Source organism: Streptomyces sp. NPDC017529 (assembly GCF_044329785.1).
In the GTDB taxonomy this organism is placed as follows: domain Bacteria; phylum Actinomycetota; class Actinomycetes; order Streptomycetales; family Streptomycetaceae; genus Streptomyces.
In genome coordinates this window covers 68,334-88,139 of the sequence record NZ_JBIRJY010000010.1, presented here as the reverse complement: position 1 = coordinate 88,139, position 19,806 = coordinate 68,334, and the positions used below count along the sequence as shown (strand labels likewise).

Sequence of the window (19,806 nt, the reverse complement as noted above, 5' to 3'; positions counted from 1 at the left end):
CGGCAACGGGTTCAGGTCGCGGACTTCGCCGCTCCGGCGCGGGCGGCCGGCTGCCGAGGGAGCAGCATGGCGGCGACGAAGCCGCCGCACCCGATGACCGCCAGCACGATCAGCGCGGCGGCGTACGAGCCGAAGGCGAGGTCGGCGACGAGGATGGTGCCGGCGACCGCCGTGCCGAGCGAGGACCCGAGGTTGGACACGCTGCGCGACAGGCCGGAGATCTCGCCCTGCCGCTCCTCGGGGAAACTGGACTGCACGATGTTCACCGACGGGGTCAGCATCACGCCGAGCCCCAGGCCGATCATGAGCAGTCCGGGCGCGCTCGCCCACGCGTTCGACGAGTCGCCCGCCATGGCGAGGAGCGTGGCGATGCCGACGGCCGTCACGGCGAAGCCGGTCATGACGAGGGTCCGCGGTGCGCGCCGCTTCGCGAAGCGCTCGGCGGCGAGCGAGGCCACGAGCAGGCCTGCGGTGGCCGCCGTGAAGATCACTCCGGTCCGGACCGCGTCGTAACCGCGTACGACCTGGAGGTAGGCGGCCACCACGAACGACACTCCCATGAGGATCAGCCATTGGAGGTGCTGGGTGAGCAGGCCGAGGTTGGACGTGCGGTCGCGGAACAGGCTCGTGGACAGCAGCGGTTCGGCACCGGCGCGCTCCTTCGCCCGTATCCACCGGAAGAACCCGGCCAGGACGAGGCCTCCGAGCAGGAGCAGCCCCGCCATCAGCCAGCCGTTGTCGTCGGCGGCCAGGATGCCGGCGACGACGAGGACCAGGCCGGCGGCGGACAGGACCGCGCCGACGGTGTCGAAGGGGCGCGTGGGGTCGGGGGGCAGCGGATCGTCGATCCGGCGGCTCAGTACCACGATCACCACGACCACCAGCGCCTGGAAGACGAAGGCCGCCCGCCAGCTCAGCCCCCAGGAGATGAGCCCGCCGATCAGCGGGCCGGCGGCCGCGCCGATGCCGCCCATCGCCATGATCGCCCCGAACGCGCGGGCGCGGGCGGTGGCTTCCGTGAAGTACAGCGTGGTGAGGATGTAGACCGGTGGAATGAGCAGTGCCGTGCCGACGCCTTCGAGGACCGAGTTGCCGAGGACCAGGACGCCGAGGCCCGGCGCGGCCGCGCTGAGCAGGGCGCCGACGCCGTAGACGGCGAGACCGGCCACCAGGCACCGCTTGCGGCCGAGGCGGTCGGTCAGCTTGCCGCCGGGGATCATCAGGGCTGCCATGACCAGCAGGAAGATGGTGATCGCGAGCTGTACCCCCTGCACGGTGGTGTCGAGGTCCTCGCTGATGTCGTTGATCATCACGTTCATGTTGGAGCCGGCGAAGCTGCAGATGAACTGCGCGAGCGCGAGCGGCAGCAGCACCTGCCCTGGTGTGCCCGGCGCGCGTCCGCGGGTCCCCGATCCGGTGGGAGCGGGCGGTACGGCCATCGTCTCGCCTCCGATCGCTGTTGCCCGGCGTACGTGCGGACCGTCCGCCGGGCGCCGTTCATCGTCCCGGCCGGATGATCGCGCGTCGTCACCCGCCGGGGGTGACGACGTGCCCCGGCGCCCGGGGCATCGTCGGCGCCGACGCGGGGGCAATCCGCACCCGCCTCGGAGACGGAGGGCCTGTCATGGCCACCACGACCAGCCCGCACCACCGCTCGGCAGGAGCCATGGCCGCCGCGAGCGGCCTGACGATCTTCGCTGCCGTGATGCTGTTCATCTCCGGTGTGCTCGACCTCTTCCGGGGCATCATGGCAATCGCCGAGAACGAGGTCTTCCTCAACACTCCGAACTACGTGTTCAAGTTCGATCTGACCAGCTGGGGCTGGATCCACCTGGGCTTCGGTGCCGTCGCCGTCGTCGTGAGCCTGGGCCTGTTCTCGGCGGCCACCTGGGCCCGGGTCCTCGCCATCGGCATCGCGGCACTGCTGATCATCGTCAACTTCCTCACCATCCCCTACTACCCGGTCTGGTCGATCACCCTGATCGCGCTGTACGGGGCCACCATCTGGGCCCTGTGCGTGGTCCGCCGGGACACGATCAACGAGTAGCGGGAGCGGACCCGTGCCGGACCGGGCGGTGCGCACGGTGGACGAGTGGGCCGGACGGATCGCGGAACTCGTCACGCCGCTGCGGGTGCGGCCGGGGCCGGAAGTCGATCTGGCCGAGGACTTCGACCTCGGCTACACGGCGGGCATCACGCACGAGAGGGTCGGTCAGGAGCTGCTCCGCACCGGGAAGAAGCCGGGGGACGAGGAGCCCGCCGGCGCGACGGCCGCACCGTGAGGGCCGTGAGGGGGGTCCGCGACGCGGCGCCCGGTCTCCGTACGCTCTCGGCCTACCGGCGGCAGTGGCTGGTCAAGGACGTCGTCGCCGGAGTCGTCCTGACCACGCTGCTGGTCCCGCAGGGCATGGCGTACGCGGAGCTGGCGGGCCTGCCCGCGATCAACGGCCTCTACACGTCCGTCCTGTGCCTGCTGGCGTACGCCGTCTTCGGCCCGTCGCGGATCCTGGTGCTCGGCCCGGACTCCTCACTCGGCCCGATGATCGCGGCGACGGTGCTGCCGCTGGCCGCCGCCGGGGGCGACAGCGGACGGGCCGTGGCGCTCGCCTCGGTGCTGGCCCTGATGGTCGGTGCCGTCATGATCCTGGCGAGCGTGGCGAAGCTGGGCTTCATCGCCGACCTGATCTCCAAGCCCACCATGATCGGCTACATGAACGGTCTGGCGCTGACCATTCTGATCGGTCAGCTGCCGAAGCTGTGCGGCTTCTCGACGGACGCCGACGGGCTGCTCGGCGAGGTGTCCGGTCTCGCCGGCGGGCTGGCCGACGGCAAGGCGGTGCCCGCCGCCGTGGCGGTGGGCGCGGGCGGGGTCGTACTGATCCTCGTACTGCAGCGGTGGCTGCCGAAGGTGCCGGCGGTGCTCGTCATGGTGCTGCTGGCCATCGCCTCGACATCCCTGTTCGACCTGGCCGCACGGGGCGTCGGCCTGGTCGGCACCCTGCCGACGGGCTTCCCTCCGCTGTCCGTCCCGCACATCGCGTGGGACGATCTCGCCCCCTTGTGTGCGGGGGCGGTGGGCATCGCGCTGGTGTCCTTGGCCGACACCATCTCCAACGCGTCGGCGTTCGCGGCCCGCACCGGGCAGGAGGTCCAGGGCAACAAGGAGATGAACGCGATCGGTGCCGCGAACGTGGCGGCGGGGGTGTTCCAGGGCTTCCCCGTCAGTACGAGCGGCTCGCGGACGGCCGTGGCCGAGCGGGCGGGCGCCCGGACCCAGCTCACCGGAATCGTCGGCGCCGCGCTGATCGTCCTCATGCTGGTGCTGTTCCCCGGGCTGTTCCGCAATCTGCCCCAGCCCGCGCTGGCCGCGGTGGTCATCACAGCCGCGCTGTCCCTGGCCGACCTCAAGGGAACGGTACGTCTGTGGCAGCGGCGCAAGGCGGAGTTCTGGCTGTCGATCGCGGCCTTCCTTGGTGTGGCGCTGCTCGGTGTGCTGCCCGGCATCGCGGTCGCGGTCGGCCTGTCGATCCTCAACGTGTTCCGGCGCGCGTGGTGGCCCTACAACACCGTGCTGGGGCGAGTGCCGGGCCTGGAGGGCTACCACGACGTCCGCTCCTACCCGGACGCCGAGCACCTGCCGGGGCTGGTCATCCACCGCTTCGACGCGCCCCTGTTCTTCGCCAACGCCAAGGCCTTCCGCGACGAAGTGCTGCGCCTGGCACACGGCGGGCCACCGCCCCGGTGGATCGTGGTCGCCGCCGAGCCCGTGACCGACGTGGACACCACCGCCGCCGACGTACTGGAGGAACTCGGCAAGGGGCTCGACGCCCGGCACATCCGCCTGGTGTTCGCCGAACTCAAGGACCCGGTGCTGCGCAAGCTCAAACGGTACGAGCTGACGCATGCCTTCGGCGGTGACCGGTTCTTCCCCACCGTCGAATCCGCCGTCGACGCGTTCCGCGCCGCGACCGGCGCGGTCTGGACCACGGCCGTACCGCCCACCGAGCCCGGACGGCGCTGAGCGCCCGGCCCCAGCGCCGTCGCGGTGTCAGTTCAGTCCTTTCCCGGGCCGATGGCGAGCAGATGGGTTCCCCAGGCGTCCAGGCCGACGAACAGGCCGGGGCCGGTCAGCTCGTCCCCGGCGCGTGTGTACTGCTCGCCGTCGAGCAGTCCGGTCAGCCGCCATCCGCCGGAGCCCAGTTCGGGCCACGGCAGCCGGACGCGTCCCTGGGCCGGCTGCCCCGAGAGGTTCACCGCCGTCAGGAACCGTCCGGCGGGCCCCGTCCAGCACCAGGTCAGCACGTTGCGGGCGGAGTCGTTGTCGGGCCAGCCCGCGCACTCCAGCAGCCGCCACTGCCCGGTCCGCATACCGCTGCGGTGCACACCGGCCAGCAGCCTTTCGTGGAACGCCCGCAGTTCGGCGTCCGCCGGCTCGTCAGGACGCCGGTCCAGGAAGACGGGCAGCCGGGTACGGCGCCCCGTGAACTGGCCCTCGTGCCACAGCGTCGCACCGGGCAGCGTGGCGATCAGGACCGCCGCCGCGCGCTCCTTGGCCGGGTGCAGCGTCTCCGCGGCGCGGGGCTCGTCGTGGTTCTCCAGGAACCGTACGAGCTTGCGTTGATACGCCTCGTCCGCCATCAGGTGCTGCCGCACCGACTCGGGGCCCTCGTCCAGGACCCGGTCGTAGAGGCGCTTGTCGTAGCAGAAGTCGAATCCCTGCTGCTGGAGGGCCCATTCCAGGTCCCAGTACGCCTCGGCGACGAAGGTCATGCCGGGGTGCCGCCGCCGTACGTCGCCGATGACCGTGGGCCAGAAGTCGTCCGGCGGCGGGGTCCCGGCGCGCTGCCCCCAGGTGCGGGCGAAGATGTCGTTCATCAGCAGCATCGCCATGTCGCAGCGCACCCCGTCGCAGACCTGCCCGATCCGGGTCAGCACGTCCGCGGTCGCGCGGCGCAGGGCGGGCTCGAAGGCGTTCAGCTGCACCACGTCCGGCCACGGCGGGAAGAAGGGGTCGCGGCCGCGGGCCAGGACCGCGGTCCCGGTGTCCAGGAAGGCTACCGGGTCGCGCTGTGCCTCGTCGGCGGTACCGCGCACGAAGTACTCGGGGTGTTCGGACACCCAGGGGCTGTCGGGGGCGACGTGGTTGGGGACGTAGTCGAGCAGCAGCCCGATGCCCCGGCCGTCGAGTTCGGCGCGTGCGGCGGCCAGCCCCTCGGCGCCGCCGAGCGCCGCGTCTGCCTCGTAGCGCCGGATGCAGTACGGTGACCCGGCGATCTCGTCCTCCTGGATGCCGGGTACGGCCTGGGAGAACGCGGCGCGCAGCGACGGGTCCCACAGGGCGATGCCGCGGCCCTGCGGGCTGCGCTCCCACACCCCCATGAGCCAGACGGCGTCGACCCCGAGCGGGGTGATCTCGTCCCACGCGTCCTTGGGCACGTCGGCGAGCCCGCCCGGACGCCCGGTGCGGCGCTGGATCTCGCGCAGCCACACCCGGGTGTTGACCTCGTGGACGACGGGCTGCGCGGGCAACTCGGTCATGGCCTCTCCTTCCGGCCCGGCTCCGCCAGGAAGTCGCCGGGCGTGAGCGTGCCGAAGATCCTCATCAGGGTGGCGACCAGGCCCGTCCAGCCGGTCTGGTGGGCCGCGCCGATGCCGGCGCCGTTGTCGCCGTGGAAGTACTCGTGGAAGAGGATCAGGTCGCGCCAGTGCGGATCGTCGCGGAACTTCTCCTGCCCGCCGTAGACGGGCCGGCGGCCGTCCTCGCCGCGCAGGAAGAGGCGGGTGAGCCGGCCGGAGATCTCCTCGGCGACCTGGTACAGGGTCATCCGGACGCCGGAGCCGGTCGGGCACTCGACGGTCAGCCCGTCGCCGTAGAAGCCGTACAGGTTGAGCAGCGCGCGGATGACCAGGGCGTTCATCGGGAACCACACCGGGCCGCGCCAGTTGGAGTTGCCGCCGAACATCCCGGAGTCGGATTCGGCGGGCAGGTAGGACACCCGGTACTCCTCACCGTGCACCCAGAAGGTGTACGGGTGCTCGGCGTGGTGGCGGGAGAGGGACCTGATGCCGTACGGGCTGAGGAACTCGTCCTCGGACAGGAGGTGGCCCAGGACCCGCAGCAGCTTCTTCTCGTCCACGACGGACAGCAGCCTGGCGCCGCCTGCCTCACCCGCCTGGGCGGACGCCAGGGTGACGGACAGGGAGGGGTGGCGGTCGGCGAAGCGGCGCAGGCGCTCGCCGAGGCCCGGTATCCGTTCCAGTTGCCGGGGGCGGAAGACGGTCGAGGCGCACAGCGGCAGCAGGCCCACCATCGACCGCACCTTGAGCCGTACGGCCTGTCCGTCGGGCAGGCGCAGCACGTCGTAGTAGAACCCGTCCTCCTCGTCCCACAGTCCGTCGTCGAGGTCGCCGACGCGGTCCATGGAGCCGGCGATCCACAGGTAGTGCTCGACGAATTTCAGCACCAGCTCCTCGTAGGAGGGATGGTGCTCGACGAGTTCCAGCGCGATCTGCAGCATGGACTGGCAGTACAGGGCCATCCAGGCCGTGCCGTCGGCCTGTTCGAGCCGGCCTCCGGTGGGCAGCGGCGCGCTGCGGTCGAAGATGCCGATGTTGTCCAGGCCCAGGAAGCCGCCCTCGAAGATGTTGCGGCCTTCGGGGTCCTTGCGGTTGACCCACCAGGTGAAGTTCGTCAGGAGCTTGTGGAAGGTGCGCTCCAGGAACGCGGGGTCGGCGCGGCCCGTGGTGCGCTCTTCCATCAGGTGGACGAAGTACGCGGCCCAGGCGTGCACCGGCGGGTTGACGTCCCCGAAGTTCCACTCGTATGCGGGGACCTGGCCGTTGGGGTGCAGGTAGGCGTCCTGGAGCAGCAGTTCGAGCTGCTGCTTCGCGAACCGGCTGTCCACGGCCGACAGGGCCACGGTGTGGAAGGCCAGGTCCCACGCGGCGAACCAGGGGTACTCCCACTTGTCGGGCATGGAGATGATGTCGTCGCTGACCATGTGGAACCACTCGCGGTTGCGGATGCCGGGCCGTGGCAGGCTCCACGGGTCGAGGCCGTGTTCGGCCAGCCAGGTCTCCAGGTCGAAGCCGTAGTACTGCTTGGACCACAGCATGCCGGCGAGGGCCTGCCGCAGCACCCGGGCCTCGTCCTCACCGGCCCCCGGCGGGGTCAGCTCGCGGTAGAAGGCGTCCGCTTCGGCGATCCGCTCCTGGAAGACGGCGTCGAAGCCGCCGGTCACCGACAGGGGCAATCCGGTGGGCGCGAGCCGCAGCCGCAGGATCTCCTCGCCGCCGGCGGGGACGGTCAGGGTGTAGTGCGCGGCCGCCTTGGTTCCCTCTCCGGCCGGGTTGACGGCCTCTTTCTCCCCGTCGACGACCGCGCGTCCGATGCCGTCCTTGACGTACGGCGAGGTGCTGGGCGTGCCGAACAGCCTTTCGTTGTTGCTCTCGTTCTCGGTGAACAGCAGCGGGACCTCTTCGGAGCAGCGCAGGTCGTAGCTGCCCAGCTCGGGATGGACGGCCCGGACGGTCGCCGTGCCGTGCGGGCCGGCCGCCGCGGCCAGCCGCGGCTTGGCGGCGCCCTCGCGCCAGGACCAGGTGTTGCGGAACCACAGGGTGGGCAGCACGTGCGCGGTCGCCTCGTCGGGGCCGCGGTTGGCGACGGTGATCCGGATCAGGACGTCGTCGTCCGCGGCTTTGGCGTATTCGACGGTGACGTCGAAGTACCGGTCGTCGTCGAAGATGCCGGTGTCGAGCAGCTCGTACTCGAACTCCTGGCGGCCGCGGGCCTGGTTGACGGCCACGAGGTCGTGGTAGGGGAACTCGGCCTGCGGGTACTTGTACAGGTAGCGCATGTAGGAGTGGCTGGGCGTGCTGTCGAGGTAGAAGTAGTACTCCTTCACGTCCTCGCCGTGGTTGCCCTCGCCGTTGGTCAGCCCGAAGGCGCGTTCCTTGAGGATGGGGTCGCGCCCGTTCCACAGCGCGAGGGCGAAGCACAGGCGCTGCTTCTCGTCGCTGAGGCCGCCGAGCCCGTCCTCGCCCCACCGGTAGGCCCGGGAGCGGGCGTGATCGTGGGGGAAGTACGACCAGGCGTCACCGCCCGCGCTGTAGTCCTCGCGGACCGTGCCCCACTGGCGCTCGCTCAGGTAGGGGCCCCACAACCGCCCCCGATCGTCGTCCGGACCGGCGCGTTCCGCGTTCATCTGCTCGCTCATGCCTGCCTCCCTGCCTGTCTGTCTGCTGCGGGCTCACCCGGCTCCAGGCTGGGCAGCCGTTCCGGAGCCCGCCTCACCTGGCCCGGGTGAGGAGCCGTCGCGCGTCGCGAGTGTGACGGCGGCCTCGTACGCCGCCAGCGCGACGGCGATCGCCAGGAGGCTCGCCCACGAGGAAAGCAGCAACGCGACCAGGGCCGCGACGACCACGCCGGCGACCCGGAGCGTGTCGGCGTGCACGCGTGTCCACGCGCGCAGTTCGCTCCCCTTGGGTGCCCGCCGGCCGACGCGCACGGCGAACCGGCCAGTGGCCCTGGCGCCCCGCGACGTGTGACGGCGCAGACCGACGGGCAGCCGGCCGGGGCCCGCCAGATACGTCAGCAGAGCCAGGACGACACCGAGCCACAGCAGTTGGCCGCCGCGTTCGCGCAGCGTCGTGAAGACCGTCCACAGCGCGTTGCGGGTCGCGTCCCGGTAGACGCCGGACGGCACCTGGCCGAGGAGCTGGTCCCGTACCGCCCGCAGCGCACCGGAGAGCGCGGTGACGGCGATCACGAGCCACAGGCCCAGCTGGAGCAGGGTGCGCCGGCGGTTCGGTGAGACCCACAGGGCGATTCCGAGCAGCAGCGGCACGGCGATCAACAGCCCCACCAGGCTCCGCTTGACCAGCAGCACGGCCTGTTGCAGCTCCCCGAGTTCGTTGCGGTTGTAGAACCTGATCTGTGCGAAGTCGGCGGGCAGTGACACGCCGAGCGCCTTCTCGATCCGGTCGTGCAGCTTGGGCGGGATCGCGCCCGACGAGACGGTGGGCAGGTCCAGCTGCTTGCCGAACAGGGTGGGGAGGCGGTCCTCCAGGGCGTTGAGAGCGTTGTTGACCAAGGGGAGCAGATTGAGGGTGACCGTGTCGCCCTGTACGCGCACGCCCTCGCTGCGCTGCTCCAGCACCGCTGCGATCCGCGCGTGCGCGAAGCGGTTGGCGGCGCGCCACAGGTCCTGGAACTGCTCGGTCTTCAGCAGCTTGGCGATCGAGTCGCGTACGTAGTCGCGGACGGCTTTGGTGACCGGCGGCGCGATGAACGACGCGCGCGGCGGCAGCGCGTCCTGTAGCCGCTGCTCGATGTCCAGTTGGTCGAAGATCTGGTCCGTGAGGTAGGCGGAGACGGCCGCGTCCACGACCGGGTCCTCCGGCAGGGCGCCCACGGTGGCGACCCAGCGGTCCGTGTCGAGCGCGGTCCGCGCGCCCCACACGCCGACGACCGAGGTGACCGTGAAGACGGCCACCAGCGCGATCACCAAGGCGGCGACGAAACGCCGCAAGGCCAGCAGTCTCGCCCGCCGGCGCTTTCGCGTACCGGCACGGGCCCGCAGCTCCCGGACTTCCGCCCGCAGCCGCTCCAGCTCGCCGACGGGCGCGGGGCCGCCGGCGGCCGTGCCGTCGTCCGCCGTTTCCTCGTGGGTCATGGCGTCACACCTCCGCCGCCCACCGTCGCGGGGCCCCGCCCGTGCGGCCCTCACCTGTGGTGGGTGACGCGGCGGGCGCCGGGTTCGGGCTGGATGGGGGCGATCCCGTGACCGGGCCCGTCGGAGGGAGGCTCCATGGGGTTGTTCGCGCTCGACTACCAGGCGGAGAGCACGGGCGACCCGTCTGAAGAACGCGATCCGCGACACGGGCGGGGGGCCCGTGGCGGAGGGGTTCCTCGCCGAGGAGGCCCTCGCATCCGTGGCCGCGGAGCTCGCGGCCGCGGCCCAGCGGCTGGGCGAGCCGGCTGCTGCCCCGTCCCCACCAGGCCGGGCGACCGGCCGTTCCGCCAGGAGGCTCTGATGGCAGATCTCGTCGTACTCGGATTCTCGGACAAGGAGAAGGCGGAGGCGGTGCTGCGGCTCGCCAAGGACTTGTCCCGTCAGGAACTGCTCGACCTGGACGACGCGGCGGTGGCCTGGCGGACCATGGACGGCAAGATCCATGTCCGCCAGTCGTACAACCCCACCGCGACCGGTGTGGCCAGTGGCGCCCTGTGGGGCACGCTGTTCGGGATGCTGTTCCTGATGCCGGTGTTCGGCGCGGCGATGGGCGCGGCCACCGGCGCGATCTCCGGCAAGCTCACCGACGTCGGCATCAACGACGCCTTCGTCAAGGAGATCGCGGGCACCCTGGAACCGGGCATGGCCGCGGTGTTCGCCCTGGTACGCCGCTCCACCCCGGACCGGGTGCGGGAAGCGCTGCGCCCCTTCGACCCCCGCGTGATCCGTACGTCGCTGACGAAGGACCGCGAGGACGAGCTGGTCGCGGCGCTGCACTCGGTCTGAGCGCCCCGTCACGGGCGTCGTTTCACCCGGGTGAAACGGCGCCCGTGACGCTGCCCGTGTCACCGCGCCCGTCCGACACTTGCCTGAGCCGCACCCTCCTGCCCCGAGAGCGAGGTGCCGCCCATGGCCACGGGTCCGCAGGAGCACCGCGACGGCCCCCCGCTCGCGCCCGGGACCACGGTGCCCGTGCTGCCGAGATGGCTGGTCCCCAGACCCCGGCTGACGGACCGGATCTCCCGGGGCGTCCTGGGGCCGCTGACGGTGGTCGTCGGCCCGGTCGGCGCCGGGAAGTCGGCGCTCGCCGTGGAGTGGGCGCACACAGGGCGGGCCCCGGGACCGGTGGCCTGGGTGACCTGTGACGGCCGTGACGAGCAGCCCGGCGTCTTCTGGTCGCGCGTGATCGGCGCGCTGGGCGCGGCCGGCACCGACGTGCCGCCGTCCGCGGTGGCGGCCGGCGGCCCGCTGCTCGTGGCCGGTCTGACGGCCGCACTCACCGCACGGCGCGAGCCGGTGGTCCTGGTCCTGGACGACTTCCAGACGGAGCCCGGCTCGCCGACCGCCGAGAGTGTCATCGGCCTCCTGAAACACGCTGCTTCCGCGCTGCGCCTGGTAGTGCTGGCGCGGCGGGACCCGCCGCTGCACCTGCACCGCTTCCGGCTGTCCGGCGAACTCACCGAGCTGCGCACCGCCGACCTCGCCTTCGACGACCGGGAGACGGCCGCGCTGCTCGGCCAGCACGGCGTCGAGGTGCCCAAGCAGGTGGTGAGCGCCCTCAGGAAGCGTGCGGACGGGTGGGCCGCCGGCCTGCGCCTCGCGGCCATGTCCATGGAGAAGCAGCCCTGTCCGGAGAAGTTCGTGGCGCAGTTCGCCGGCGACGACGAGACGGTCGTCAGCTATCTCGTGGAGGAGGTCCTCGACGTACAGCCGCCGGGAATGCGGCGGCTGCTGCTGACGACGAGCGTCCTGGACCACGTCAACGCCGAACTGGCCGCCGAACTCGCGGGCGAGGAGGCGGGGAGCCACTTCGCGGCGATGGTCCGGGAGAACTCCTTCCTCCAGCCCGCCGGGCACGACTGGTACCGCTGCCACCGGATGTTCGCCGACGTGCTGCGGATGTGCCTGCGCCACGAGACACCGGGGCTGGTCCCCGAGCTCCACCGCAGGGCGGCCGCCTGGCTGGGCGACCACGGGCTGCTCGCCGACGCGGTACGGCACTGGTACGCGGCCGGCGACCCCACGCGCGCCGGCCGCCTGATCGTCGGCCGGCTGGCGATCGGCCAGGTCCTGGGGCTGACCGCGACCCGCCTGCCGGACGAACTGATCCGGCGGCCGGCCGAGGTCACGGAGGCGGACGAGCCCGAGCCCGCGCTCGTCGCCGCGGCCTCGGCACTGGTACACGGCGACGACACGGCCTGCGCCTGCTTCCTGGACCGGGCCGGGCGGCTCGTCGAGGACCTGCCGGCGGACCAGGAGGACCGCGTCACCCGCTGCCGTCTGACCCACGCCGTGATCCGCATGGTCCGGCAGCGGTCCCGGTTCCCGGACGCCGCCCGGTCGGCGGCGGCCGACGCGGAGGCCCTGTGCTCGCGGCTGTCCCGGGCGACGGCGGCGCACCCGGAGGTCCAGGCGCTGACCCTGGCGATCCGCGGACGCGGCGAACTGCACGACGGCAGGCTCCACGCCGCGGCCGCCTCCCTCGCCGCCGGCCTCAAGGCCGCGTGCGCCGCGGGGAACGGCGTGCTGCGCCGGGACTGCCTCGTCGAACTCTCGCTGCTGGAGGTGTTGCGCGGACGCTTCCGCGCCGCCGACGAACTCGTCACGCTCGCCGCCCAGCCGCCCCTGCCGGCGTGGACACCGGCGGACCGCGCCCGGTCCTCACTGCACGTGGTACGCGCCTGGATCGGCCTCGCGCGCGGCGAGACGGCACAGGCCCGCCGCGAACTCGGGCACGCGCGTACCGCACTGCACGGCGCGCCCGATCCGTTCGTCGCGGGAGTCTGCTCCCTGGCGGCGGGGCTCGCCAAGGCCGCGGAGCGCAGCGGGCCGCCGACCGGCCGGGTCGGTGACGCCGTGGCAGGCTGCCGGCTGCCCACAGGGCTGCTGCAGACGTTGGAGCCGGTGTGCGCGGCCGTGCTCGACGCGTCCGGCAGCCCGCGCACACACGTCCTGACACGTCCCGATCCGCCTCTCCTGGCCCCGGGCCCGGCCCCGGCCGAGCGGCTCAGCGCGCGGGAACGGGAGGTGCTCGGCCGCCTCGCGCAGATGATGACGACCGAGGAGATCGCCACGGACCTGTATCTGTCGGTCAACACGGTCAAGACGCACCTGAAGAGCATCTACCGCAAGCTGGCCGTGACCCGGAGGTCGGCGGCGGTCCGGCGGGCCCGCGAGCTGGAGCTGCTGTGACGGCCGACGGCCCGTCGGGGGCGGCACAACGCCGCCCCCGACGCCCCCGATCACCCGAACTGGCCGACCTGGTAGTCGCCCGCGGGCTGCTGGATGATGACGTTCATCCGGTTGAAGGCGTTGATGAGGGCGATCGCGGACACGAGCGCGGTGAGCTGCTCCTCGTCGTAGTGCTCGGCGGCGTTCGCCCACGCCTCGTCCGTGACCCCGCCGGCCGCGTCCGCGATGCGGGTGCCCTGCTCCGTCAGCTCCAGCGCGGCGCGCTCGGCCTCGGTGAAGACCGTGGCCTCCCGCCACACCGCGACCAGGTTGAGGCGCACCGCCGACTCACCGGCGGCAACGGCCTCCTTGGTGTGCATGTCGGTGCAGAAGCCGCATCCGTTGATCTGGCTCGCGCGGAGCCCCACCAGCTCCTGGGTCGCGGCAGGCAGCGTCGAATCCGTGAGGACTTTTCCCGCCGCGGCGGCGTGCTTCAGGAACTTCTCCGCCATCGGGTTGCCGAAGAGCTTCAAACGGGCTTCCATGATGCGCTCCTTTGCCGTTGTCGATAGTTACACCCCTATGACGGAACGGTTGGGCGCGATGTGACAGGACCGGGAGTGACGTACGTCTCTCCGGCCGGCGCCGCGGGAGCGCTACCGGATGAGCCCCCGCTGCCGGGCCCGGTGCAGCGCTTCTGCCCGGGAGTGGGCGCCCAGCTTGCGGTACACCGCGCGGGTATGGCTCTTGACCGTGTTGTACGACACGAAGAGGTCGCCGGCGATGCTCCGCAGCGGCACCTCGTCCCGAAGCCGCCGGAGCACGGTCAGTTCGCGCTCCGTCAGCGGTTCGGCCGGCGCCGTCGCGCTCCGGCCCCGCCCCGGGGCCGAGGCCAGCACGGCCGACGCCTCGTCCACCAGCGCTGCGGTGGTCCGCGGGTCGTCCAGCTCCGCCGCGATCTCCACGAGGAGGCCGGCGACCCACACGAGGCAGGTCGTCACGGCCGTGTCCGCGGTCCCGGCCTCACGGCCCAGTTCCCGTAGCCGCCCGCGCAGGTCGGACACCCGCCCGGACTCCCCCGGGCCGGCCGGGGCCCGGCTCATTGGCTGGGTACGGAGCGCGGCAGGCATGTCCTCACCTCCTGGCGGGAAGCGGTACACGCCCAGCGTCGCGGGCGGCGGCCCGGTACCGGAAGGGCCGTTACGGCCCTTCCGCACAGGCGTTCTGCCCGCCGGCTCCGGCCTTCCCCGGCAGCCGTCTGACCTCCAGCAACTCCAGCCCCAGCGCCTGGATGCGGTCCAGGATGCCGTACAGCGCGGCCTGGTCGAGACCGGCTCCGTACAGGACCGTCTCGGCCGGGCGCGGCCGTACCGTCAGCTCGCCGAAAGCCGATGCCAGGGCGGCACCGGCCCTGCCCCGGACCCGGATCTCGAAATCGCCGCCGCCGGACGGCGTTCCCGCTCGCTCGGGCCCCGCGCCCGCCTGTGCGCCCATGGCGTCACCTCCGCTGCGGCGGCCTGGCCTCCCCGCCATTCTCGCCGGACGGAGCCGGGCGGCCTCACCTCGCGCGGGTGACGGTGCGCCCGGGCCCGCTCTCATCCTCCGCGGGTGAACCGGGCGCGGGGCCGCGCGGGGGATGCTCCGGCCCACCGAGGAGGAGGTCCAGGCATGACTGAGCGAACTTCGGCAGGACAGAGCCAGCAGGGTGCACCGGAGCCACACATCCGCCCGGTCGCGATCGGCGGTGTCGTGTTCGCCGTGTGCATGCTGGGCATCATCGGGGCCTACCACGCGATCGCGGGACTCGCCGCGATCATCGACCACAACTTCTACCGGTCGCAGCAGGACTACGCCTACGACTTCGGCGTCAGCGGGTGGGGGTGGCTCCAACTGCTGTCCGGCATCGTCGTCGTCGCGGCCGCTTTCCACCTCTTCAACGGCCGCGCCTGGGCGCGGGCGGTCGGCATCGGCGTCGCCACGGTCAGTGCGCTGGAGAACTTCTTCTTCACTCCGTACTACCCCGTGTGGTCGGTGATCATCATCGCGCTCGACGTCCTGGTGATCTGGTCCCTGGCCACCTACGGCCACCAGGAGGCCCACAAGGTCTACAACGCACCGCTGTAGGCCCGGACGGCCTCAGTTCCGAGCCGGCAGCAGCCCCAGCCTGACGAGGAGGCGCCAGTCCAGCGGCGGCCGGGCCGGGCGCACGCCCGGCCGCCGCCGGGGCACGAGCACCCGCAGGGCCAGCGGCCGCACCTCGCAGTGCACCGGTACGCGCAGCCGCAGCGCCTCTCCGTCGACGCCGACCGCGATCCGCTCCTGGTCGGCGTCCACGACGACGTGCGTCGCCGTCACCCGCGTCAGGCCGGCGGCCCGCCGCCCCCGCACCAGGCCGGCGGCGTGCGCGGCGCTGCCGACCTCGATGCCGACGCAGCCCAGCACGCCGCCGTCCAGGCGCGCCCGGCGCCCCAGACCGGCGATGTCTCCCAGGCCGTACGGGTTGTTGCTCACCAGCAGCGCCTGCGGGCCGGAGAACGTACGCTCACCGGCCCGCGCGGTGAGCCGCCCGCCCTGGTGGCCCAGGAGCAGGTCGGGCAGCAGTTCCAGGGTCGTCCGGGTCTTGCCGTCACGGTATGACGGGCTCTGCACCACCTCGGCGTAGGCGCCGAACGACACGTTGTTGACGAAGGGCCGGCCGGCGGCCCGGCCGAGGTCGACGCGGAGTTCCACGCCGTCGTGCAGGGCGTCCAGGGCCTTCGACGGGTCGTCGCGGTCCAGCCCCAGGTCCAGGGCGAAGTGGTTGCGCGTACCGGCCGGAATCACGAGGAAGGGCAGGCCGAGAGCGGCGGCGACGTCGGCGACCAGGGCCTGCGTGCCGTCCCCGCCCGCGACGCCGAGCAGGTCGGCGCCCCCGGCCGCGGCCTTACGGGCCAGCTCGGACACGTCGGTCTCCCCCGGCCCTGCCAGGAGCAGCACCTCCGCGCCCAGCGCCGCGGCCTTCTCGCGCAGCCCGAACCGGTCCACCTTGCCGCCGCCCGACCGCGGATTCATGATCAGGACGGGGTGGCGGGCCCGCGGTGCCGGCCGCTCGGGCATCGGGTCCGGCCGGTCGTGGAGCACGAGTGCGGCCCGGCCCGCTCCGGCGGCGACCAGCCACAACCCCACGGACACGGCGGCGACCCACGCCAGACGGGCGCCGGTGAACTCCAGAAGGACCCACGCCGGCGCGGCCAGGGCCAGGAGGAAGGCGAGGACTCTCAAGACGCCCCGCCGGCTCAGGGTCCACCAGACCGCGGCGGCGGTGACCGCCAGACCGGCGAGTCCGACTCCCGCCAGGGCGATGGTCCGCACCCCCGCGAACACGCCCAGCACCAGCACCGCCGCGGCGGCTGCCGCCAGGGACGCGCGCGCCAGCCACCGCTGCCTTCGCATGGTCGGTTCCATTCCGCCACCGTGTCCCGGCCCGCCCGTACCGGCATCACCCGGGCAAGGCGACCCGTACCGGCCGGGCGCACCGGGCCGGGCGGCCACGCACCCGCATCAGCACGCGGCCACCGCCGCGCCGCTGTCCCTGCCCCGGCCGCCTCACACCGCCGGGGTGATGGCGAACCGACCGCACGGGCCGAAAGTCGCACCCTCCAGAGGGGAGCCGTCATGTCCGACGCCGAGCACACACACCTCACGCCCCAGGAGCGGGCCGCTCGCGGCCGGGCGGCCCGCAGGCTCGTGCCACGCTCCCGCCACGCGGAGTTCACCCCCGTGGCGGGCCGGCCCGACCCGGTCGACGTGGTCGAGCGGCAGTCGGCGAGCAGGCTCCCCGAGCTGGTGCCGATCCGCTACGGGCGGATGCTCGAATCGCCCTTCCGCTTCTTCCGCGGGGCCGCCGCCATCATGGCGGGCGACCTGGCCGGAATGCCGTCCACCGGGCTCAAGGCCCAGCTGTGCGGGGACGCGCACCTGTTGAACTTCCGGCTGCTCGCCTCCCCGGAGCGGCACCTGATGTTCGACGTCAACGACTTCGACGAGACGCTGCCCGGCCCCTGGGAGTGGGACGTCAAGCGGCTGTCGGCCAGCCTCGTCGTCGCCGGGCGCGCCAACGGCTTCAGCGGTCCGCAGCGGGCACGCGTGGTCCGGGAGACGGTCCGCTCGTACCGCGAGACGATGGACGGCTTCGCCGGGATGCGCAACCTCGACGTGTGGTACGCGCGGATCGACGCGGACGAGCTGTACGGGGTGCTGCGCGGCGAGTTGGACAAGCGGACCCGGCGGCGTATCTCCCGCACCCTCGCCAAGGCCCGCACCCGCGATCACCTCCAGTCCCTGGAACGGCTCGCCCACTCCGTGAAGGGCGAGCTGCGGATCACGCCCGACCCACCCCTCGTCGTACCGCTCGGCGATCTCCTCCCCGGCGTCGAACGCGAGCGTCTGGAGGAGCAGTTGCGGGAGCTGGTCGACCGCTACGCACGGACCCTGCAGGCCGACCGGCAGGCGCTCCTCGCGCAGTACCGCGTGGTCGACATGGCCCGCAAAGTGGTAGGTGTCGGCAGTGTGGGGACCCGCTGCTGGATCCTGCTGCTGCTCGGCCGGGACGACGCGGACCCCCTCTTCCTCCAGGCCAAGGAGGCGCAGGAGTCGGTGCTCGCGCCGCCCGAGGACCCGAGCCTCCGGATGAACCAAGGGGAACGGGTCGTCACGGGGCAGCGGCTGATGCAGGCGGCCGGCGACATGTTCCTGGGCTGGGAGCGGGCCGAGGGGCTGGACGGGCGGCAGCGCGACTTCTACCTGCGCCAGTTGCGCGACTGGAAGGCCGTACCCTTGGCCGACACGATGTCGCCCGACCTCATGCTCCGGTTCGGCCGGCTGTGCGGCGCGACGCTGGCCCGCGCCCACGCCCGGTCGGGCGACCGTATCGCCATCGCCGCCTACTTGGGCCGCTCCGACGCCTTCGACCGCGCGCTGGCGCGCTTCGCCGAGAGCTACGCCGACCAGAACGAGCGCGACCACCGGGCGTTGGCCGAGGCGGCCCGCGAGGGCCGGGTGACGGCGGCGTCAGCGTGACGGTCCGTCCGGCAGCCGCAACCGCCTCCGCACGGCCCCGGTATGGGCGAGCACCTGGCCGACGGCGATGCCGAGCACGACGGTGGCGCAGAAGAGGATCAGCCAGGACAGCAGCGTGAAGACGGAGCCGAGCGGCCCGTACCGCTCGACGCTCCGGGTCAGCACGCGTGGCAGCCAGAGTCCGGAGAACAGCGAGAACGCCACCACGCCCGTGCCGGTCAGCAGCGCTCCCGGCAGCAACGACATCCAGGAGACCCGCCCGGCGAGCAGCAGGTGCTGGGTCCACCACCACATCACGACGGCGCCCAGCAGTTGGAGGGGCACGCCCAGGGCCGGTCCCGCGCCGAACGCCCGGTGGAGCAGCCCCTGGTACAGGAGCGCCGCGATCCAGACCACGAGCCACAGCGCCCAGCGCCACGCCACGATCCGCACGCCCGAGTGCGGCAGGTGCCAGGAGAGTTCGCACACGCGCTGGAGGACCCGGGTGAAGGCGGTGGCGGACAGCAGGGCGACCAGCACGCCGACCGCTCCCCAACTGCTCAGCGTCTGACCGTTGTTGCCGTAGACCTCCCGCACCTGCGCCAGGACGGGGCTTTCGGAACCGGCCAGGGAGCGCAGCGACCTCAGCAGCTCCTGCCGCACGGCACGCGGGCAGACGGACGACACGGCGATGAGCATCGGTAACGCGGTCAGGAACGCCTGCGCCGCCAGCCGGGTCGCGAGGTCCAGGACGTTGACGTGCACCAGTTGCCGGACGATCTGCCCCGCCAGCGGACGGGCGTGCCCGGTGATCGCCATGGCGCTGCCCTCTCACGGCGGGGAATCCGGCCCGGCCAGCCTCGCAGCCGCCCACGCGCCGCGTGTCGCCCGCCGGGGGTGAGGGGCGGCCGGTCTCAGGCCCCGTCCTCCTCCGCGGGGCCGGTGCCCGGTTCCGTGTCGTTCACGCCGTCGTCGAAGACGACGGTCAGGGGCCGGTTTCCGCCCCTGACCGTGGTGCGCAGGCCCTCGGCGATACGGGAGTAGAAGGCGCCGGCCATCGCCCAGGTGCCGTCCAGGTGCCTGGTGTCGCGGGTCTGGCGCAAGGCGATGAGCGTACCGATGAGGGAGCGGCCGGACAGGACGGCACGGACCTTGCCGCCGCCCTCGTCCGAGACTTCGGCCGTGGCGCGGAAGTGTTCGTTGTCCGCGGCGCACCCGGCCACGAACTCCCAGGACTCGCGGTGGCAGACCAGGGCGACCGTGCCGGTCCGGGCCGCTTTCAGCAGCAGCACGCCGTGGTCGACGTCTTCCGTCGTCTCGTGCTGGGTTCCGGTGCCGCCGGTCCCGCTGTCGTCGTCGAAGAGGTCGTCGGGGGTGACTTCGTCGTCGTCCTCGTGTCCGGTCAGGTCCTCTTCGTCACCGAGGCTCTGGAGCGGGGGGAACGGCGGCGGCTCCTGGAGGGCAGGGGGCTCGGTGTGGAAAACCGGGTGCCGGGCGAGCGCGTCCAGCGAGTCCTGCAGGGCGGCGAGTGACTGCCGGACTTCGGAGACCTCCTGCCGCAGCGCCGACAGCGTCTCCCGCGACTCCTCGGTGACGGCCGCGCTGCGGCTGGTACGGCTGCGGGTCTCGCGGCTGTCAGCGCGCAGGCTCTCCACTTCCGTGGTGAGGTGGTCCAGCACTTCGCGCCGCGAGTCGTCCAGGCGCCGGCCCAGCTCGGTGATCTCGTTGCCGAGCGCTTCGCGGGTATCGCGCAAAGCCGCCGTGAGGTCGTTGTTGCGTGCCACCAGCACCCCCGTACAGCACGGTCCGGACTGTGTCGGCGGGGAGCCTGCCCGCGTGGGGAAAGCGTTGATGCACCCGGGGA

At 72.6% G+C, this 19,806-nt stretch carries 17 protein-coding genes; 7 read left to right on the top strand and 10 right to left on the bottom strand.

From position 1 onward, the window contains the following. Positions 1-11 precede the first annotated feature (11 nt). A complete protein-coding gene (locus tag ACH4K4_RS24695) occupies positions 12-1,439 on the bottom strand; it encodes an MFS transporter (protein ID WP_398170112.1) in 1,428 nt (475 codons plus the stop codon). 185 nt (positions 1,440-1,624) lie between these two features. Here ACH4K4_RS24695 and ACH4K4_RS24690 point away from each other — a divergent pair, with 185 nt between their 5' ends. From ACH4K4_RS24690 to ACH4K4_RS24680, 3 genes are read left to right on the top strand one after another with little or no spacing between them, the layout of a single operon-like run. After that, complete coding sequence (locus ACH4K4_RS24690; RefSeq protein WP_398170111.1) at positions 1,625-2,047, top strand: hypothetical protein; 423 nt, start codon at positions 1,625-1,627, stop codon at positions 2,045-2,047. A gap of 13 nt (positions 2,048-2,060) precedes the next feature. Next, positions 2,061-2,282, top strand: a complete 222-nt coding sequence (locus ACH4K4_RS24685; RefSeq protein WP_398170110.1) for a hypothetical protein — start codon at positions 2,061-2,063, stop codon at positions 2,280-2,282. A 5-nt stretch (positions 2,283-2,287) separates the two neighbouring features. Further along, positions 2,288-4,021 carry a SulP family inorganic anion transporter gene (locus tag ACH4K4_RS24680; protein ID WP_398170109.1) on the top strand — a complete coding sequence of 578 codons (1,734 nt, stop codon included), beginning with the start codon at positions 2,288-2,290 and terminating at the stop codon, positions 4,019-4,021. A gap of 32 nt (positions 4,022-4,053) precedes the next feature. Here ACH4K4_RS24680 and ACH4K4_RS24675 read toward each other — a convergent pair whose 3' ends face one another. Genes ACH4K4_RS24675 through ACH4K4_RS24665 form a run of 3 tightly spaced genes read right to left on the bottom strand, consistent with a single transcriptional unit; the run spans position 4,054 to position 9,674 of the window. Continuing rightward, on the bottom strand, positions 4,054-5,538 hold the full coding sequence (locus ACH4K4_RS24675; protein ID WP_398170108.1) for an alpha-amylase family glycosyl hydrolase: 1,485 nt from the start codon (positions 5,536-5,538) through the stop codon (positions 4,054-4,056). Continuing rightward, positions 5,535-8,216 (bottom strand): MGH1-like glycoside hydrolase domain-containing protein, encoded by a 2,682-nt coding sequence (locus tag ACH4K4_RS24670; RefSeq protein WP_398170107.1) that lies wholly within the window; start codon positions 8,214-8,216, stop codon positions 5,535-5,537. Before ACH4K4_RS24670 ends, ACH4K4_RS24675 begins: the two co-directional genes overlap by 4 nt. 33 nt (positions 8,217-8,249) lie before the next feature. Then, positions 8,250-9,674 (bottom strand): hypothetical protein, encoded by a 1,425-nt coding sequence (locus ACH4K4_RS24665; protein WP_398170106.1) that lies wholly within the window; start codon positions 9,672-9,674, stop codon positions 8,250-8,252. Positions 9,675-10,034: 360 nt separating this feature from the next. On the opposite strand from ACH4K4_RS24665, the gene ACH4K4_RS24660 reads away from it, so the two are divergent. Together ACH4K4_RS24660 and ACH4K4_RS24655 are read left to right on the top strand one after the other, a co-directional pair. Continuing rightward, positions 10,035-10,520 (top strand): DUF1269 domain-containing protein, encoded by a 486-nt coding sequence (locus ACH4K4_RS24660; RefSeq protein ID WP_398170104.1) that lies wholly within the window; start codon positions 10,035-10,037, stop codon positions 10,518-10,520. A 123-nt stretch (positions 10,521-10,643) separates the two neighbouring features. Beyond that, positions 10,644-12,926 (top strand): LuxR C-terminal-related transcriptional regulator, encoded by a 2,283-nt coding sequence (locus ACH4K4_RS24655; protein WP_398170103.1) that lies wholly within the window; start codon positions 10,644-10,646, stop codon positions 12,924-12,926. A gap of 50 nt (positions 12,927-12,976) precedes the next feature. Here the strand turns inward: ACH4K4_RS24655 and ACH4K4_RS24650 are convergent, their stop codons facing one another. From ACH4K4_RS24650 to ACH4K4_RS24640, 3 genes are all read right to left on the bottom strand, one after another. Then, entirely contained in the window at positions 12,977-13,450 is a 474-nt protein-coding gene (locus tag ACH4K4_RS24650; protein WP_398170102.1) for a carboxymuconolactone decarboxylase family protein, read from the bottom strand. 111 nt (positions 13,451-13,561) lie between these two features. Beyond that, positions 13,562-14,035, bottom strand: a complete 474-nt coding sequence (locus tag ACH4K4_RS24645; protein ID WP_398170101.1) for a response regulator transcription factor — start codon at positions 14,033-14,035, stop codon at positions 13,562-13,564. A 70-nt stretch (positions 14,036-14,105) separates the two neighbouring features. Beyond that, a complete protein-coding gene (locus ACH4K4_RS24640) occupies positions 14,106-14,399 on the bottom strand; it encodes a hypothetical protein (RefSeq protein WP_398170099.1) in 294 nt (97 codons plus the stop codon). 174 nt (positions 14,400-14,573) lie between these two features. Between ACH4K4_RS24640 and ACH4K4_RS24635 the strand changes: the two genes are divergently transcribed. Continuing rightward, complete coding sequence (locus ACH4K4_RS24635) at positions 14,574-15,029, top strand: hypothetical protein (protein WP_398170098.1); 456 nt, start codon at positions 14,574-14,576, stop codon at positions 15,027-15,029. A 12-nt stretch (positions 15,030-15,041) separates the two neighbouring features. Here ACH4K4_RS24635 and ACH4K4_RS24630 read toward each other — a convergent pair whose 3' ends face one another. Beyond that, on the bottom strand, positions 15,042-16,337 hold the full coding sequence (locus ACH4K4_RS24630; RefSeq protein WP_398170097.1) for a diacylglycerol/lipid kinase family protein: 1,296 nt from the start codon (positions 16,335-16,337) through the stop codon (positions 15,042-15,044). Positions 16,338-16,559: 222 nt separating this feature from the next. On the opposite strand from ACH4K4_RS24630, the gene ACH4K4_RS24625 reads away from it, so the two are divergent. Beyond that, positions 16,560-17,963, top strand: a complete 1,404-nt coding sequence (locus ACH4K4_RS24625) for a DUF2252 domain-containing protein (RefSeq protein ID WP_398170096.1) — start codon at positions 16,560-16,562, stop codon at positions 17,961-17,963. Here ACH4K4_RS24625 and ACH4K4_RS24620 read toward each other — a convergent pair. Further along, positions 17,955-18,761 carry a YhjD/YihY/BrkB family envelope integrity protein gene (locus ACH4K4_RS24620; RefSeq protein WP_398170094.1) on the bottom strand — a complete coding sequence of 269 codons (807 nt, stop codon included), beginning with the start codon at positions 18,759-18,761 and terminating at the stop codon, positions 17,955-17,957. The two genes, ACH4K4_RS24625 and ACH4K4_RS24620, sit on opposite strands and share 9 nt — an antisense overlap. 95 nt (positions 18,762-18,856) lie before the next feature. Continuing rightward, positions 18,857-19,726, bottom strand: a complete 870-nt coding sequence (locus ACH4K4_RS24615) for a hypothetical protein (protein WP_398170093.1) — start codon at positions 19,724-19,726, stop codon at positions 18,857-18,859. Positions 19,727-19,806 lie beyond the last annotated feature (80 nt).